The 15,931-nt window shown below is 65.0% G+C and carries 12 protein-coding genes; 2 read left to right on the forward strand and 10 right to left on the reverse strand.

The window, feature by feature from the left end:
* Nucleotides 1–82: 82 nt before the first annotated feature.
* From ACVZTU_RS12355 to ACVZTU_RS12390, 8 genes are all read right to left on the reverse strand, one after another.
* Nucleotides 83–886 (reverse strand): Type 1 glutamine amidotransferase-like domain-containing protein, encoded by an 804-nt coding sequence (locus ACVZTU_RS12355; protein WP_482400498.1) that lies wholly within the window; start codon nucleotides 884–886, stop codon nucleotides 83–85.
* On the reverse strand, nucleotides 883–1,962 hold the full coding sequence (gene lplB, locus ACVZTU_RS12360; RefSeq protein WP_139468854.1) for a lipoate-protein ligase small subunit: 1,080 nt from the start codon (nucleotides 1,960–1,962) through the stop codon (nucleotides 883–885). The genes ACVZTU_RS12355 and lplB overlap by 4 nt, the downstream gene beginning before the upstream one ends.
* Before the next feature lie 10 nt (nucleotides 1,963–1,972).
* Nucleotides 1,973–4,174: a prolyl oligopeptidase family serine peptidase gene (locus ACVZTU_RS12365; RefSeq protein WP_139468855.1), complete on the reverse strand. Its 2,202-nt coding sequence runs from the start codon at nucleotides 4,172–4,174 to the stop codon at nucleotides 1,973–1,975.
* A 74-nt stretch (nucleotides 4,175–4,248) separates the two neighbouring features.
* Nucleotides 4,249–4,911, reverse strand: a complete 663-nt coding sequence (locus ACVZTU_RS12370) for a GNAT family N-acetyltransferase (RefSeq protein ID WP_482400499.1) — start codon at nucleotides 4,909–4,911, stop codon at nucleotides 4,249–4,251.
* Nucleotides 4,912–4,989: 78 nt separating this feature from the next.
* On the reverse strand, nucleotides 4,990–6,720 hold the full coding sequence (locus ACVZTU_RS12375) for a DUF222 domain-containing protein (RefSeq protein ID WP_482400500.1): 1,731 nt from the start codon (nucleotides 6,718–6,720) through the stop codon (nucleotides 4,990–4,992).
* 130 nt (nucleotides 6,721–6,850) lie between these two features.
* Nucleotides 6,851–8,254 (reverse strand): MFS transporter, encoded by a 1,404-nt coding sequence (locus ACVZTU_RS12380; protein WP_139468858.1) that lies wholly within the window; start codon nucleotides 8,252–8,254, stop codon nucleotides 6,851–6,853.
* Nucleotides 8,255–8,405: 151 nt separating this feature from the next.
* The gene (locus tag ACVZTU_RS12385) at nucleotides 8,406–9,497 is read right to left on the reverse strand and encodes a branched-chain amino acid aminotransferase (protein ID WP_482400501.1); all 1,092 of its coding nucleotides are present in this window, start codon (nucleotides 9,495–9,497) and stop codon (nucleotides 8,406–8,408) included.
* 214 nt (nucleotides 9,498–9,711) lie between these two features.
* The gene (locus tag ACVZTU_RS12390) at nucleotides 9,712–10,749 is read right to left on the reverse strand and encodes a 3-isopropylmalate dehydrogenase (RefSeq protein WP_139468860.1); all 1,038 of its coding nucleotides are present in this window, start codon (nucleotides 10,747–10,749) and stop codon (nucleotides 9,712–9,714) included.
* Between the two features lie 298 nt (nucleotides 10,750–11,047).
* Here ACVZTU_RS12390 and ACVZTU_RS12395 point away from each other — a divergent pair, with 298 nt between their 5' ends.
* Together ACVZTU_RS12395 and ACVZTU_RS12400 are read left to right on the forward strand one after the other, a co-directional pair.
* Nucleotides 11,048–11,899, forward strand: coding sequence for an HpcH/HpaI aldolase/citrate lyase family protein (locus ACVZTU_RS12395; protein ID WP_139468861.1), 852 nt, complete (start codon nucleotides 11,048–11,050; stop codon nucleotides 11,897–11,899).
* The gene (locus tag ACVZTU_RS12400; protein ID WP_482400502.1) at nucleotides 11,896–12,621 is read left to right on the forward strand and encodes a phosphatase PAP2 family protein; all 726 of its coding nucleotides are present in this window, start codon (nucleotides 11,896–11,898) and stop codon (nucleotides 12,619–12,621) included. Before ACVZTU_RS12395 ends, ACVZTU_RS12400 begins: the two co-directional genes overlap by 4 nt.
* Nucleotides 12,622–12,642: 21 nt before the next feature.
* Here ACVZTU_RS12400 and serA read toward each other — a convergent pair whose 3' ends face one another.
* Both serA and ACVZTU_RS12410 read right to left on the reverse strand, forming a co-directional pair.
* A complete protein-coding gene (gene serA, locus ACVZTU_RS12405; protein ID WP_172171209.1) occupies nucleotides 12,643–14,235 on the reverse strand; it encodes a phosphoglycerate dehydrogenase in 1,593 nt (530 codons plus the stop codon).
* 127 nt (nucleotides 14,236–14,362) lie between these two features.
* On the reverse strand, nucleotides 14,363–15,655 hold the full coding sequence (locus ACVZTU_RS12410; protein WP_139468864.1) for a GNAT family N-acetyltransferase: 1,293 nt from the start codon (nucleotides 15,653–15,655) through the stop codon (nucleotides 14,363–14,365).
* Nucleotides 15,656–15,931: the final 276 nt, after the last annotated feature.

A 15,931-nucleotide genomic window follows, 5' to 3' on the forward strand; every position in this document is an offset into this window, starting at 1 on the left:
TGAAGGGGACGTGATTGATTCCCAATCCTACAGACAGCCCGGCTGGTTGCGGCGACCGGTCCGCACCGAAATTCTCCTCGCCTCAACCGCCTTGGCTGACAGATGCGACGGGGCCCTGTTCGTCGAGGTTGTGCAGGCGACCGCCCGTATCAACGACGAACGCCTGCGCCCCCGCGGATTCCACCATCACCGAGGTGGCCGCACCGTCGACGTATACGACCGCGGCATGATCATCGATGGCGATTCCGGGGCCCGGAAGTCGGCCCTGTGCGATCCATTCCCGGAAGGATTCCTTCCGTCCGGATTCTCCATGGAAGTGCGGGCAGGCACTCCCCCGCAGGAAGCCGAGCCCGTCGTTCAGCGGTGCCAGCGGACCGAACGAATCCGTCGAGGATGCCTCGAACCAGCAGCTTGCACCGGCGCTGATGCCGGCGAGGATCGTTCCTCCGGCGGCCGCTTCTCTCATCCGTTGGTCGACGCCATGCCTCCGCCAGAGGCTGAGCAGGTTCGCCGTGGAGCCGCCGCCGACGTAGATGAGGTCCATGTCGAGCAGCATCGCCGGATCCTGGTAGTCCCACGGACTCTGCCCGAACAGGGAGAGGACATGGGTTCGTGCCCGCGCCGCGAATGCCGCTTCGAACCTTTCGCTGTAGTCACGGCTGTCACCGGATGCCGTCGGGACGAAGCAGACGTTCGGGAGTCCAACAGAGGTGCCGAAGCCGCTCTGAGCACCGGCCTCGTCCTCAGCGCCGCCGCGGATCCGTCTGGCGGCCATGCGCACCAGCTCGTCGTCAATGGCCGATTCCCCGGTCTCGGACATCGAGAATCCACCACCGCCGAGGGCCACGATCGTGCCCCGGAAAGCGGTGGATTCAGAGGTGCTCACGGCACTCGGTGCGTCCACTTCTCGGTTCCGAACTTCTCATCGACGAGTTCCTGGGCCCGCTTGAGTTCCTCCTCCGTGTAGGTGCCGTAAGTGGCCCCGTAGCGGGTGGCGAAGGTGTCCGCCATGACATCGATGATGTCTTTGCGCGCCTCACCGGTCTGACTCCGCAGCGGATCGACGCGCTTCTTCGCGCTCGCCACTCCCTTGTCGGAGATCTTCGCTTCGCCGATGCGCAGAACTTCGACCATCTTGTCCGCGTCGATGTCGTAGCTCATCGTCGCGTGGTGGAGCAGTGTGCCGTCGCGATTGCGCTTCTGTGCGGCACCGCCGATCTTGCCTCCGGTCGAGGAGATGTCGTTGATCGGCTTGTAGAACGCCTCAACGCCGAGAGTCTTGAGAGCCGCGAGCACCCACTGGTCGAGGAACACATACGACTCCTCATAGTCGAGGCCGGCGACGAGGGCAGGCGGGACGAACATCGAATAGGTGATGCAGTTGCCGCCTTCCATGAACATCGCACCTCCGCCCGAGATGCGACGCACGACCTGGACGTCGTACTTCTCCACGCCTTCGGGCCGCAGCTCGTTGACGTAGGACTGGAAGGCCCCGATGACGGTGGCCGTGTCCTCCCACTCCCAGAACCGCAGGGTCGGCTGACGACGACCTGCCGCAACTTCCTCGAGCAGGACCTGATCAAGTGCCACATTGAGCTGAGTCGGCAGCACCTCGCCGCGAATGACCTGCCAGTCGAAGTCAGTGAAGTTCGCCGCCGAACCCAGCGCCCGTCGCACGACGGTGGCGATATCGGCGGTGGAGAAGCCGTGCATCGCCAGTTCCGAACCGTAGCCGGCCAGAGCCTCGTCGAGGCGGCCGCGCAGCGCCGCATTATCGGCAGTGACGCTGGCGCCGACGAGGGCCGGTGCCAGGTCGAAATAGGCTTCCTCGGGTTCGAGGAAGAAGTCCCCGGAGATCTTCACCTCGGTGATGGTCTTGCCGTCGGTGGTGACATCGGCGACGACGAGTTTGCCGCCGATGACCTTGTATTCGCCGTGGAAGTGCTGCGTCTCGTTCGTCATGTCTCCCAACCTACTCCCCTGTCAGTGCGTTCCACATGAACCGGTAGCTCAGCGCCCGGGTGAATGCGGTCTGTTCATTGTCCGAAGCGGCGGAATGTCCGCCTTCGGTGTCTTCGAAGAACCACACGTTCTCGATTCCGTCCGCCTGCATCCGGGCGGCCATCTTCCGGGCCTGCACCGGCCCCACCCGATCATCCGACGTGGCCGTCCAGAACAGCACCGGCGGATAGTCCTGACCGTCCTCGAGGAGGTGGTAGGGAGAGAATTCCCTGATGAACGCCCAGTCCTCGGCCACGTCCGGGTCTCCGTACTCGGCCTTCCACGAATAGCCGGCGCTGAGCTTCGTGTATCGGGCCATGTCCAGCAGCGGCACTCCGCAGGACACAGCACCGAAGAGCTCGGGATATTGGGTGAGCATATTGCCCACCAACAGGCCACCGTTGGATCCGCCGGCACAGGCGAGAGTCTGCGGACTCGTCACGCCGCGGGCGATGAGATCGCGAGCCACTGCCGAGTGATCTTCATAGCAGCGCATGCGGTTCTCCCGCATCGCCGAGGTGTGCCATTCGGGTCCGTATTCGCCTCCGCCGCGGATGTTCGCGAGGACATAGACGCCTCGGCGACCTGCCGGGAGGGTGTTGCCGGTGGTGCTGCGGCTGAGCCAGCCGATGCCGACGACGGGTGAGTATCCGGGAGTGCGGCTGACTTCGAAGCCGCCGTAGCCGTCGAGCAGGGTGGGATTCTCTCCGTCGAGCGGGAGGTCGTCGGCTCCGATCTGGAAGTACGGGATCTTCGTCCCGTCGGCGCTGGTGGCGAAGTGCTGTTCGACGCTCAGCCCTTCAGCATCGAACATCGCCGGGGCTGACTTGATCACCTCGATGGTGGACTCCTTCGTTCCCGCAGCTTCGTCCGAGGGGCCCAGGGTGCCGTACGACAATGTCGAGGGCGTGAGGAAGCCGGTGCTGACCATCCAGAAGTCGTTGGCGGTGGCCGGGTCGTACTTGTCGACCGCGCCGAGGCCGACCATATGGTTGGCCGGGACTCCGGGCAGGGCGGATTCGGCGAAGTCGTTGTTCAGGTCGAGGACCGTGAGCTTCGACTGTACGTCGGCGAGCAGCTCGAGCACGAGGTAGTCCCGGGTGAAGGTGAAGGACTGCAGGGAGGTGTGGGCGTCGGGGGTGAAGATCACGCGCGGAGCGATCTCGCCTGCCTTGACTGCATCGATATCGGCGATGGCGAGGCCGCCGGCGGCCACCTCGGTGGTGGTGGACGTCCACGTCGACTGGGGCCGGAAGAGCACGAGGTCGCGCTCGAAGCCGACCTCGACGTCGGTGGGGACGTCGACCTTGTTGAGCGCGTCGGCCCATGCCGTCGGTTCGACTGACAGCGAACCGTCTGCGCTCGTGATGTCGGCGAGGTCGAGGAAGCTCATCGTCGAGTTGAAGAAGTCGATGGCGTCGATGATGACGGCGCGGTCGGTGGCCTCGGTGTCGGGGCGGATGTCGCTGCCGACGAAGATCGCCACGTGGTCGCGTGGCACTTCGGCGACGATCGGGGCGTCGTCGAGGTTCTGACCGCGGCGGAGCGCTCGGGCTTGGCGTGGGTAGGACGAGGTCGTCAGTGAGTCGGCGTCGGTTTCGGTGGCGACGAGCACGGTGTCGTCGTCGAGCCAGGCCAACCGTGTCTTGGCGGCGGGGATGTCGAAGCCTCCGTCGACGAAGGCGCGGTCGTCGAGGTCGAATTCGCGGACTCGGTGTGAGTCGCCTCCGTCCGGGGACAGGAGGACGAGTGCGCGGCGGTTGTCGCTGCGGCGCACCATCGCTCCTGACCAGACCCAGGCGGTGTCTTCCTCTGCGGCCAGTTCGTCGAGGTCGAGCAGCACCTCCCAGTCGGGGGTGGCCGTGCGGTAGCTGTCCCAGGAGGTGCGTCGCCACAAGCCCTTCGGGTTCGTCTTGTCCCGCCAGAAGTTATAGAAGTGATCACCGCGTTTGGTGACCATCGGGATGCGGTCGTCGGAGTCCAGCGCAGTGCGCAGATCACCGGAGATGTCGTCGAAGAGGCCGTCGTGAAAACGTTCGAGGGTCTTCGCGTTCTGGTCCTTCACCCAGGCGATCTGCTCCTCGCCGTAGATGTCTTCGAGCCAGAGGTTTTCGTCGTCGGGCAGTTCGGCGTTCACCGTCGAGGCCGCCTTCGAGGAGTCTTCTTCACGCATGCTCCCATCCTAGTGACCGCCGCCGACGCGGCCACGTGTCGCCGCTGACGAGAAACTGTTCTGCCGAGGATTTCTCACCGCGGGCTGCGGAACATGACCAAGCCGGGGTGCCCGTTGGGTGCCTCGGGCCCGTGGCCGAGTTCGGTGAAGCCGAGTTCCTCGTAGAGCCGTCGTGCCGGGCTGTCGATATCGTCGGTCTGCAGCCAGCAGCCGAAGCGTCCGACCTCCCCGATCCACGCCTCGAGAGTGCGCCGTCCCAGTCCTCGTTCGCGCCGGTTCGGATCACGGGCGAGCAGGTTGAGAGCGAAGGTCGATTCGAGTTCGGTCGAAACCTCGCCGAGGCGGCGCTGCAGTTCGAAGGCCCACGGATATTTCTGTTCTTCCCATTTCCAATGGTGTCCGTAGGCGAATGAGCTCAGCCGGCCGTCGGGCTGGGTCCGGGTCAATGTCATGAGGACCTGCCCGTTGCGGACGGAGACTTCGTAGACGCCGGCGAACACTGCCGCAAACCTCGGGTCCTCGTTCAGCGGCGGCTCGGCGGCAGCGGCCCCATAGACTGCTTCGACCTCGTTGCGGGGCGGGAGGACTCCGGTGATTCCCGGCCCCGAGGGCATGCCCTGCCACAACGGCCCCATTCCCGTCGGCATCCCCCACACGATTTCGACCGCGGGAACGTCTGCGCGGCCGGAGGGCGCGATGTGGTCAGCGGGCGACGGCTGCCCGTTGAGGTCGTTCATGACTATCACCATAGTCCCGTGATGGAGCGGGCAGTTGAACATTCGGTGACCACTTATCATCGCTTCGGCAGACTCGGTTCACAGCCTGCCTCGGTGTTCGAGGATTGCGGCGCAGAGTAGTTCTTCGGTGGGGCTCATCGGGCGTTCGTCGGCATCAAAGATATCGATTCCGATAGTGGTTCCGCCAACTTCGACAATTGCCGGCTGCGAGGTCCGGCGAACGTACCGCCATGGGATCAGCACCGAGAACGCGTGTTCGGCTTCGTCTGGTGAAGCACCGTCACGGTCGCTCGGGGGAACGGCACGAGGTCCGTCGTCCAGCGGCGCGGCACGGGTTCCATCACCGGGCGGCGCGGCACGATCTCCGTCACCGGGCGGCGCCGTCGCCTCCGCTGCTTGAACGGGCCCTCGTCCCGGTTCGGGGCCATAGTCTCGTCCCGGCTCGGGACCGTGTTGTCGACCGGGAAGTTGCTGCCGTTCCCGATCGTGCTGCTGATCAGGAGGATCCTGTTGGCCGGGGCCATGCCTCGCACCGAGTCCCCCGTCCTGACCGGAGGCGCATCCGGGATCGGAACCGCTGAGTGGTTTGGTGCGGGTTTTGTAGTGGTGACCGGTCGGTGTGACGACCTCGAGGGAGTCGGCAGTTGCCTTGTGGCGCCACCCGCTGAGCTCTTTGAGATAGTTGCAGGCGGCGCACAGTCCAGAGGCGTTGTCCCACTCGGTTTCGCCGCCGCCGGCAGCCGCGTCGGCATGATCGGCGTGCTGGATGGGGGCCTCGCACCACGGCGAGCGGCAGACGTCGTCGCGGAAGACGACCATGCGTCGAAGCAGCCCGGAGAATTCCCTGCGGCGCGAGTCCATCCTCACGAGCTGCCCGTCTTCGGGCCGAGTGTAGAGCCTGCGGATGAAGGTGGCGGCCTCGTTCTCGGCAACGACGGCCCTGGCGGCTTGTGCCGGGATCGGGCCGACTCCGGGGAACCATGCCGATTCTTCCCCGGGCCCGAACAGACTGCTGTCCTGCATGATGAGGTGGACTTCAGTGGGCACTGCCGCAGCAGCAGCCTGCCCGGTCAGTCGCTCGACCAAGAGATCCGCAGCGATCTGATTCTGACCTCGACCGTCGGCTCTGCCGGTGGCGATGGCAGTCTGCGCCGACTTCTTGAGGTTGGCGAATGCGGCGACAGCCTGCGGCATCGGCAGCAGAGCGGTCAGATACGCCATATTTCCCGGTGCCGGACGCACACTGACCGAGCGCTCCTCGATACAGCGCTCGAGGTGGTCGACTGCAGCCTTCTGATCGAGTCTCTGTGCGAGAGCCCTCACTTCGTTGCCCAGTCGCCTCACACCCACCTCGGCCAGGCGTCCGGCCATCTGCTCGTCGAGCTCGTGCTTCTTCTCCCGGGGAAGCCAGTCGGATTCCTTTGCGACCGTGCGGGCCTTCTCCTCCGAGATGTCGCCACCTTTCATCGCCCTGTAGACATTGGGCAGATCCAAGAGCAGGGTCCGAGAGAATTTGAGCAGCGCGTTGCCACGGTGCCGGGAGACCTTTCTGGCTAAGCCGATCTCCGCACCGACTCCGAGGCCCTGCTTCTTGCTCGGGATCCCGTCTTCGGCTTCCCGATTCCTGCGGTGCGTATCGAACGTCAGGGATTCGCGGGCCTGCGCGGCGGCGCAGGCGGAAGTCAGCTCCTCGAGAGCCGTGATGCGATCGATCGCCTCTTCCTCGGTCGCGGCAGGAGGCATTTCGGACAGGCTCTCACACCACCGAGCGATCTCGGTGAGCACGTCTGGAACCGGCTTTGCCTCCATGTCCAGAACACTATCGTTCGCCACTGACACGAGATTTCGCGCGACCATCTGTGCAGGTCACAGCTTCATGGAAGCAGATCCGTTGCCAATCGGTTCGAGGTGGAGCTGCCCCGCTGCTTTCGCGGCTGCCTCAGCTCAGTTCTTCGCCGGTCGTCTCTCGGGCGAGGAAGCCCATGAGCAGCACGGCGACGACCACAAGCGCGCCGGTGAGGACGAACGTCAGCGCCAGTCCGAGCACGGGCCACATGAACGCACCAAAGACGATCGGGGCGATTCCTGTCGCCAGTCGAGACGCTGCCGACGCCCATCCGAATCCGGATCCGCGCAGGCGGGTGGGATAGAGCTCGGAGACGTAGGTGTAGAGCGTCGGGATGGCGATCTGGATGACGAAGCCGAACCCGATGATTGCGGCCTTCGCAGTCCAGGTGAGGTCGGCGCCGGAGGCTTCGATGAACACTGCCGATCCGACGAGGAGGATCGCGGCCACGATCGACGAGACCCCGAGCACCCATTTGCGACCGAATCGTTCGACGATGAGCGCGGAGACGATCACACCGAGGATGCCCACCGCTGTCATCGACCCGGTGACGAGGAATGCCGCCTGATCGGCCAGCCCCTGCTTCTTGAGGATCCCCGGCAGCCATGTCAGCGCCGCATAGTAGACAAGAAGGACGGAGACGAACAGCGACCAGGCGACGAGAGTCGTCCTCGCGGAATGCTGCCACAGCTGCACCAGCTGACCACTGGCCGCACGCAGCTGCCCACTGACCTTGGGCTCTGCACTCGAGCTCGGCGTCGCAGCAGTCCCTCCGACCGGCTCGTGTGTCCACTCACGCACGTCGGCACCGGTGCGCTCGACCAGTCGCCTGATGATCGCATCGGCCTCTGCGTAGCGTCCGACCGAGGCCAGGTAGAGAGGTGATTCGGGAATCCCGAAACGCACCGCCACCGTCAACAGCGCCGGCACGATCATGACGAGCATGATCAGGCGCCAGTCCCCGAAGCCGAGGAGGTAAGCCGACACGAACGCACAGAGCGAGGCGCCGATCGGCCACCAGCCGTCCATAGCCGTGAGCACGCGTCCGCGGTGACGGCTGGGAGTGAACTCCCCGACGAGGGCGTAGTCCACGGGGATACATCCGCCGAGCCCGAATCCCGCAAGGAAGCGGAAGAGGATGAACCACCCATATGCCGGTGCGAAGGCTCCGGCGACGGTGAAGATCGAGAACACGAGGAGCGTGAGAGTGAAGGCCTTCTTCCGACCGATGACGTCGGCGATGCCGCCCCAGATGAAGGCACCAAGTGCCATGCCGATGAGGTTGGCGGTCGCGATCCAGGCGGCCTGGCCGACGGTGAGACTCCAATAGTCGCTGAGCAGCGGAATGAGGAATCCGTTGAGGGCGACGTCCCATGCGTCGAACATGAAACCGAGCCCGCCGATGATGAAGATGGCACCTTGAGTGCGCCACTTCCATGGCAGGTGAGCGATGACTTCGGAGGCTGTCGGTATTGACGCCGAGGTGGTCGTGTGCACGAAGACACAGTACCCCATTTAACGCATAGCTGCGTAAAATATCTGCCGACCGGCCACCCCGTAATCAACGGCTCCGCAACAGCAGACGGACAGACACAAAGGGCCGGACTCCGCGATCATCGCGACGCCCGGCCCTCCAGAGCCCCGACCCTCAGGCCAGCCGCACGAGCCAGTTGTTCTTGTCCTCGACGCGTCCGTACTGGATGCCGAGCAGCGTCTTGCGCAGCTCCATGGTCTTCTCACCAGCCTCTTCACCATGGTCGATGGTGAAGTCTTCGCTGACGAGCTTGCTGATCGGCGTGATGACCGCGGCGGTGCCGCAGGCGAACGCCTCGACGATCTCGCCGCTGGCCGCGCCCTCGCGCCACTCCTCGATGGAGATCTGACGCTCTTCGGCCTCGAGTCCGAGCTGAGGTGCCAGTTCGAGCAGCGAACGGCGGGTGACGCCGTCGAGGATCGAATCGCTCAGCGCCGGGGTGAGCAGCTTGCCGCTCCTCGTCACGAGCATGAGGTTCATGCCGCCGAGCTCGTCGATGTACTTGTTCTCCACCGAGTCGGTGAACAGCACCTGCTGGCAGCCCTTGGCGGCCGCCTCGTTGGTCGCCACCAGCGACGATGCATAGTTGCCGCCGCACTTGGCGAATCCGGTGCCGCCCGCGCCGGCGCGCTTGAGCTTCGGCGAGAGCCAGATCGACACCGGCTTGATGCCGCCGGAGAAGTAGGGTCCGGCCGGTGAGGCGATGACGTAGTAGTCGACCTCGTGGCTCGCCCGCACGCCGAGGAACCGCTCCGTGGCGATCATGAACGGGCGCAGGTAGAGACTCGACTCGTCGGCGTCCGACTCCGGCGTCGGAACCCACGCCTGATCGAGGCTGACCAGGTGCTTGAGCGAGTCGATGAAGTCCTCTTCGGGCAGCTGCGGCAGCGCGAGACGCTCGGCGGACTTGTTGATGCGCGCGGCATTGCGCTCGGGTCGGAACGTCCATACCGATCCGTCGGCATGACGGTAGGCCTTGAGCCCCTCGAAGATCTCCTGGGCATAGTGGAGGACGGCGGCTGCCGGGTCGAGCAGCAGCGGACCGTACGGCCGGACCTCGTGCCCCTGCCAACCGTCATCGATCGTATAGCGGATGTGCGCCATGTGGTCGGTGAAGTACTGGCCGAAGCCGGGATCCTTCTTGATGTTCTCGCGCACCAGCTCGGGTTGCGGCTGGAGGTTCTTAAGAACGGTGAAATCTGTCATGAAAACTCTTTTCTCACTTGTGATGAGTGACACTTTCAGGGTAGTCCATCACCCCGGCGCTCGTCGCACCGGGGTGATGTCGTCAAACCTGAAATCGGGTGTCGCTCGGTTGGGTTCATCCTCGCAGAGGTGACCCCATGGTTGCCCATCCGCCCCCTCGCAGAGGTGACCCCATGGTCACCCACTCGCCCCCTCGCAGAGCCGGTCGATCCGGTCAGCCGAGGCGTGCCGCGATCGCGTCGCCCACCTCGGCGGTGGACCGCTTCGTGCCGTCGCGCTCGGCGAGGTCGGCCTCCACGGCCGTCTCGATCGCCTTGGCCACGGTCTCGAGCCCCAGATGGGAGGCCATGAGCGCCCCCGAAAGGATCGAGGCGGTCGGGTCGGCGATCTGCTGCCCGGCGATGTCCGGAGCGGACCCGTGGATCGGTTCGAACAGGCTCGGCGCCGTTCCTTCGACGTTGAGGTTCCCCGAGGCTGCCAGACCGATTCCGCCGGTGACCGCGGCTGCGAGGTCGGTGAGGATGTCACCGAAGAGGTTGTCGGTGACGATGACGTCGTAGCGCTCGGGATTCGTGACCATGTAGATCGTGCACGCATCGGTGTGCTCGTAGTTGACGGCCACCTCGGGGAATTCCTGCCCGACCTTCTCGACCACGCGACGCCACAGGTGACCGGCGTGGACCATGACATTGTGCTTGTGCACGTAGGTGAGCTTCTTGTTCCGCGCCTGAGCGCGGGCGAAGGCATCGCGGACGGCGCGCTCGACGCCGTACCAGGTGTTGACCGAGACCTCGGTCGCGACTTCCTGCGGCGTGTCCGTGCGCACGGAACCGCCGGATCCGGTGTACGAGCCCTCGGTGCCCTCGCGGACGACGACGAAGTCGATCTTCCCGGGCTCGGCCAGCGGGCTGGTGACTCCGGCGAACAGCTTCGAGGGACGCAGGTTCACAGCATGCCCCAGCCCGAAGCGCATCTTGAGGATGACTCCGCGCTCGAGCACGCCGGAGGGCACGGACGGATCTCCGCAGGCGCCGAAGAAGATGGCATCATGTTCACGCAGCGATTCGAGCTCTTCGTCGGTGAGCGTCTCACCGGTCTCGTGATAGCGCTGAGCACCGACCTTGTAATCGGTGAGCTCGAGCTCGACGGGCTCGCCGGACACCTCGATGGCGCGCTTGAGGACTTTGAGGCCTTCGGGGACGACCTCGTTGCCGATTCCATCTCCGGGCATGACTGCGATTGAGAACTTCATGCTCACAGAATAAGACTCAATCTCACGATACAACTACAGCGTCTTACAATGTGAACCGGCCTCGGCGCCGTCGCAGAAGCGCGGAAGTGCAGCGACGTCAGCTCAAAAGCGGCGCGAACACATCGGACGACGACCGCCGCACCCGCCGCTGCCCCGCGCTCCGTGTGCCGACATGAACAAATTCACGTCTCAATCACTGTTCTCGGCTACACATCCGACGCCGCAGGGACGAAAATGGAGACAGCACCCCAAACCCCGTGGGGGCCAACCGCAACCAGCCCCGAGAGAAAGTCGATCATTGACCGAAATCATCCGCAACGCCCGCGCCGCAGCTCTGCCCGCCAAACTCTCCCGGTCCTGGCTGCTCGTCAATGCTGCGAGGGAGGAACTGTTCACTCCTGCGCAGACCTCGGAAGCGGATTCCGTCATCTTCGACCTCGAGGCTTCTGTCGCCGATGACAAGAAGATCGAAGCCCGCGACAATGTCGTGCGCGCCCTCGACTCGGGAATGTCCGCCTGGGTGCGGATCAACAAGATGGAATCCGAGTTCTGGGCCGACGACCTCGCCGCCGTCGCCATGCTTCCGGGCCTGCGCGGAGTCATGCTGCCCGAGACCGAACGCCCCGAGCAGGTGTCCTACACCGCGATGCGCGCGAAGGCCGGCCTGCCCGTGCTCGCCCTCCTGGAATCGGCCCGCGGAGTGGAGAACGCCACCCGCATCGCCGAGGCGCCCGGCACCTTCCGCCTCGCCTTCGGCACCAATGACTTCCGCAAGGACACCGGCTTCTCCGGCGATCCGATGGCTCTGGCCTATGCCCGCTCACGCCTGACGATCGCCTCTCGCATGGGCGGCCTTCCCGGACCCATCGACGGCCCTTCGGCCGCCGATGCCGATGATGAGAAGGTCTGGGCCGATGCCGAAGTCACACACATGATGGGCATGACCGGAAAGCTCGTCCTCACCGTCGACCAGGTCAACACCCTCAACGAGGCCATGAGCCCGAGCGAAGACGAACGCGATTGGGCCCGCCAGATGCTCGAAGCCGCCGAAGGCGGATCCGAGATCACCGACGGCTCCTACCTGCCGCGCCTGGCCCGCGCCAAGAAGATCGCGTCCATGGCCGACGCCTACGGTCTCTGGAACGCTTGAGCCGACAGCCGCCTTGGCTGCTGTGGGCAACACTGCCCGCCGTCCTGCTCGTCATCGCCTTCGGACTGTGGCTGCATCTCGAGCGCATCGGGCCCACCCCGGTCGATCAGTCCTGGTTGGAGTTCGCCGGTCTCGATAGAGGTTCGGTGCCGTATTGGATCGCCGTCGTCCTCGCCGAGGTCGGCGGCGGCACGGGTGTGGTCATCTGCACCGCGTTGCTCACAGGCGTCTTCGTGTTGCGCAGACGCCTGCGCTCGGCGCTCTTCCTCGTCACCACGATGCTCGCCGGCATCGCCGCCTCGGAGATCCTCAAGGCCATCGTCACCCGGCTGCGCCCCGGCGACCAGCTCTACGAATCCTTGGGGTTCTCCTATCCCTCGGGGCATTCGATGGGCGCCGCCGCACTGGCCATGAGTCTGGCCATCATCGCCTGCCGCCGTCATCAGCTGCGCGGATCGACAGCCCAGGAAGCACAAGCACAAGCACAAGCACAAGCACAAGCACAAGCACCGAGGATGGGCTTCCATTGGTCGTTCATCCTCGCCGGGATCTGGATCCTCGGCATGATGTGGTCTCGGACAGCGCTCCAGGTCCATTGGCTCACCGACACGATCGCCGGCGCCTTCATCGGCATCGCCGTCGCCGTTCTCGTCGACGAATTCTGGACCCTGACAGCGCAGAAGACCCGTTCACCCCGCTTCGCTCTGTGGCTTGCGGGGTGAACGGGTCTTCTGCTGAGGGGCTCAGTCCTCCTGGAGCGAGACGCCGGTGAAGGCCGAGGCGTTCACGGCACCGGCCACGGCCTTGACGACCTCGTCCGAGACGACCGAATCCACGGCGAGCACGGACAGCGCCTCGTTGCTCGTCGATGCAGGCGAGACCTGCATTCCCGCGATGTTGACGTTGTTCGCACCGAGTGCCAGACCCAGCTGACCGATGATTCCCGGACGGTCCTCGTAGCGGAAGATCAGCAGGTTGTCGGTCAGTTCGATCTCGAGCGAGTAGCCGTCGACCTCGGTGAGCTTCTGCACGAGCTTCGGACCGGTGACCGTGCCGGACACGGAGATGCGCTGCCCGGTGCTCGTCGTCGCGGTCAGTCGGGTGATGTTGCGGAACGATTCGCAGTACGGATCGGTGACGAGCTCGACGCCGATTCCACGCTCTTCGGCCAGCAGCGGAGCGTTGACATAGGAGACCTGATCGGACACGACGTCCTTGAACAGGCCCTTGAGCGCGGAGAGCTTGAGGACGGAGACGTCCTTGTCGGCGATCTCGCCGTTGACCTCGACCTTGAAGTGCGTGACCGAGGAGTCCGCCAGAGCGTTGACGACCCGGCCCAGACGCTCGGCCAGGGGAATGCCCGGGCGCACATCCTCGTGGATGGCGCCGCCTGCGACGTTGACCGCATCGGGGACGAGTTCCCCGGCCAGGGCCTTGCGCACGGACTTCGCCACGGCGACGCCGGCCTTCTCCTGGGCCTCATGAGTCGAGGCGCCCAGATGCGGGGTGACGTTGACGGCATCGAGATCCATGAGTGCCGAGTGCTCCGGCGGTTCGACGTTCCAGACGTCGATTCCGGCACCGCCGACCTCGCCGTTGGCCACAGCCTCGGCCAGGGCTGCCTCGTCGATGATGCCGCCGCGGGCGACGTTGATGAACCGGGCTCCGGGCTTGGCGGCTTTGAGCTCCTCGGTGCTGATCATGCCGACCGTCTCCGGCGTCTTCGGCATGTGCACGGTGACGAAGTCGGACACGGCGAGCAGACCGGGCAGGTCGAGGACCTCGACGCCCATCTGAGCCGCGCGGGCCTGGGTGATGTAGGGGTCGTAGCCGACGAGTCGCATGCCGAAGGCCTTCGCGCGTTCGGCGACGAGTCCGCCGATGCGACCGAGGCCGACGATGCCCAGGGTCTTCTCGTAGAGTTCGACGCCGGTGTACTTCTTCCGGTTCCACTCCCCCGCCTTCAGCGAGGTGTTTCCGGCTCCGAAGTAGCGAGCCGAGCCGAGGATGTGGGCCATCGTCAGCTCGGCTGCGGAGATGATGTTCGACGTGGGTGCGTTGACGACCATGACACCCGCCGAGGTGGCCGCGGGGACATCGACATTGTCGAGTCCGACGCCGGCGCGGGCGATGACCTTGAGTTTCTTCGCAGCGTTGATGGCTTCGGCGTCGACCTGCGTGGCAGACCGGACGAGGATCGCATCGGCGTCGGCGATGGCGGGCAGGAGCTGGGATCGGTCGGCGCCCTCGGTGTGACGGATCTCGAAGTCTCCTCCGAGAGCTTCGATGGTGGCCGGTGACAGTTCTTCGGCGATGAGCACGACGGGCTTGGGCACTGATTTCCTCCTGTTGCGTCCGGGACGCGTCCACCTTATGAGACTTTCAGGATTCCTTCACAAGGTCTCAGATTCTGGGAAGAATCGCTCAACAGACCGTTCGGGTTGCTCAGAATCCGTGGCGTGCTCAGAATCCGTTCGGAGAATACGGTGCCCGACCGAGGCTGAACATTGCGCTGGCGAGTACGGCGGATCCCGGCGTCTGCTCATCGATGCGTCCGGCCCGGGCGAGGATGACGGGATCGGCGCCGCCGAGGTACAGGGACCCGAGCTCGGCGATGCCGAGCCCCAGGTCTGCCGGCGTCGAATCGGAGGCAGGGGTCACCTCGGCGCTCTCACCGTCAGAGGTGATCGTGAAGCGTCCCCCTGCGAGGTCGAGGGAATCGTCGATGTCGATCGTCAGCGTTCCGGGCACATACCAGGGCCGGGCTTCGAGTGCGGCCTTGACGTCGAGGATGCGGATCCAGATGTTGTCCTCGCTCGCGACGGTCTTCACACGCCTGGAATCGGTGAGCAGCCACGGCAGCGGGGAGTATTCGGCGGACTCGCCGAAGGTCACGCGGGTCGACAGGTCGATGGCGGCGAGGAACGACCACAGGGAGGCGTAGGCCGCATCGGTGACGGCCACGAAGTCGATGATGTCGACGGTCGGCGGGGTCTTCGACCAGCCGGCGAACTTGTAGGACACATAGCCGTCGGGCTCGCCCTGTTCGTCGAAGTGCAGGGCCGCGCGGACACCGCGGTCCTCTTCGCCCGTCTCAGTGTTGAGGGCGCCGGTGGCGCGTTCGATGTAGGTCTGCTGGCGCTCCATCGCTCCGGGCGAGGTCCGCATGAAACGGTCGTAGATCTTCGGAGCGAGTTCGCGCAGCTCGCTGGGCAGGCACATCTCGACACGGCGATCGGGTTCGCGGACCATTTTGAAGCCGGGAGAGGTGTCGACCTCGATCGAACGCAGCCAGGTGGCCACACCGAAGCCGAAGCGCGAGTAGATTCCGCCTTCGGTCGCGGTCAGTGCGGCGAACGGGTAGCCGGCCGCCTTCGCCTCGGCGAGGTCCGTGGTCATCAGCGACCGCAGCAGACCGCGCCGCCGGTGGGTCGGTCGCACCGTGATCCAGGTGATGAGGTGACCCGGGACCAGCCGACCGCCGCCGACGTTGACGAGTTTTTCGAACCAAGCGAAGGTCGCGACCGGGATCGACGAATCCAATCCGTGGCCGAACTCCTGGTCGGCGTAGACGGCGGTGAGCTTGCGCCCATCGGCGATCGCCCGCTTCACCCTGCCCACCAGGGCCGCATCCGTCGAACGCGGGTCGTGGAAGCCCACACTCGTCGAGGCGAAGTACGCCTTGGTGCGCTCGTCCGGCTCGCCGGTGGCTTCGTCGATGGTGGGCTCGAAGTCTTCGAATCTGTAATTCGTCACACATCCACAGTAGTCCAGATCACCCTCCATGCCCACGAATGATTGCGCTCAGGCTAGGCAGAGGGCTCACAGATCCCAGCCGGACCGGCCGATCGCCGCCCACGGGAGCCGACCGTCCACAGACCGAGAAAGCATCCAGACTTTGCCCAGGAGGAATTCAGGAGTAATAATTGTTGAGCAGTTCAGGCAACCAAGCCGAACCCGGCCACCTCCGGGTCGCACCCGCCCTTCTCCGAGCACACCCGCTCGGCTCAAGAACGGCGACGCCGTCTAAGA

This window comes from Brevibacterium sp. OS20 (assembly GCF_056837565.1).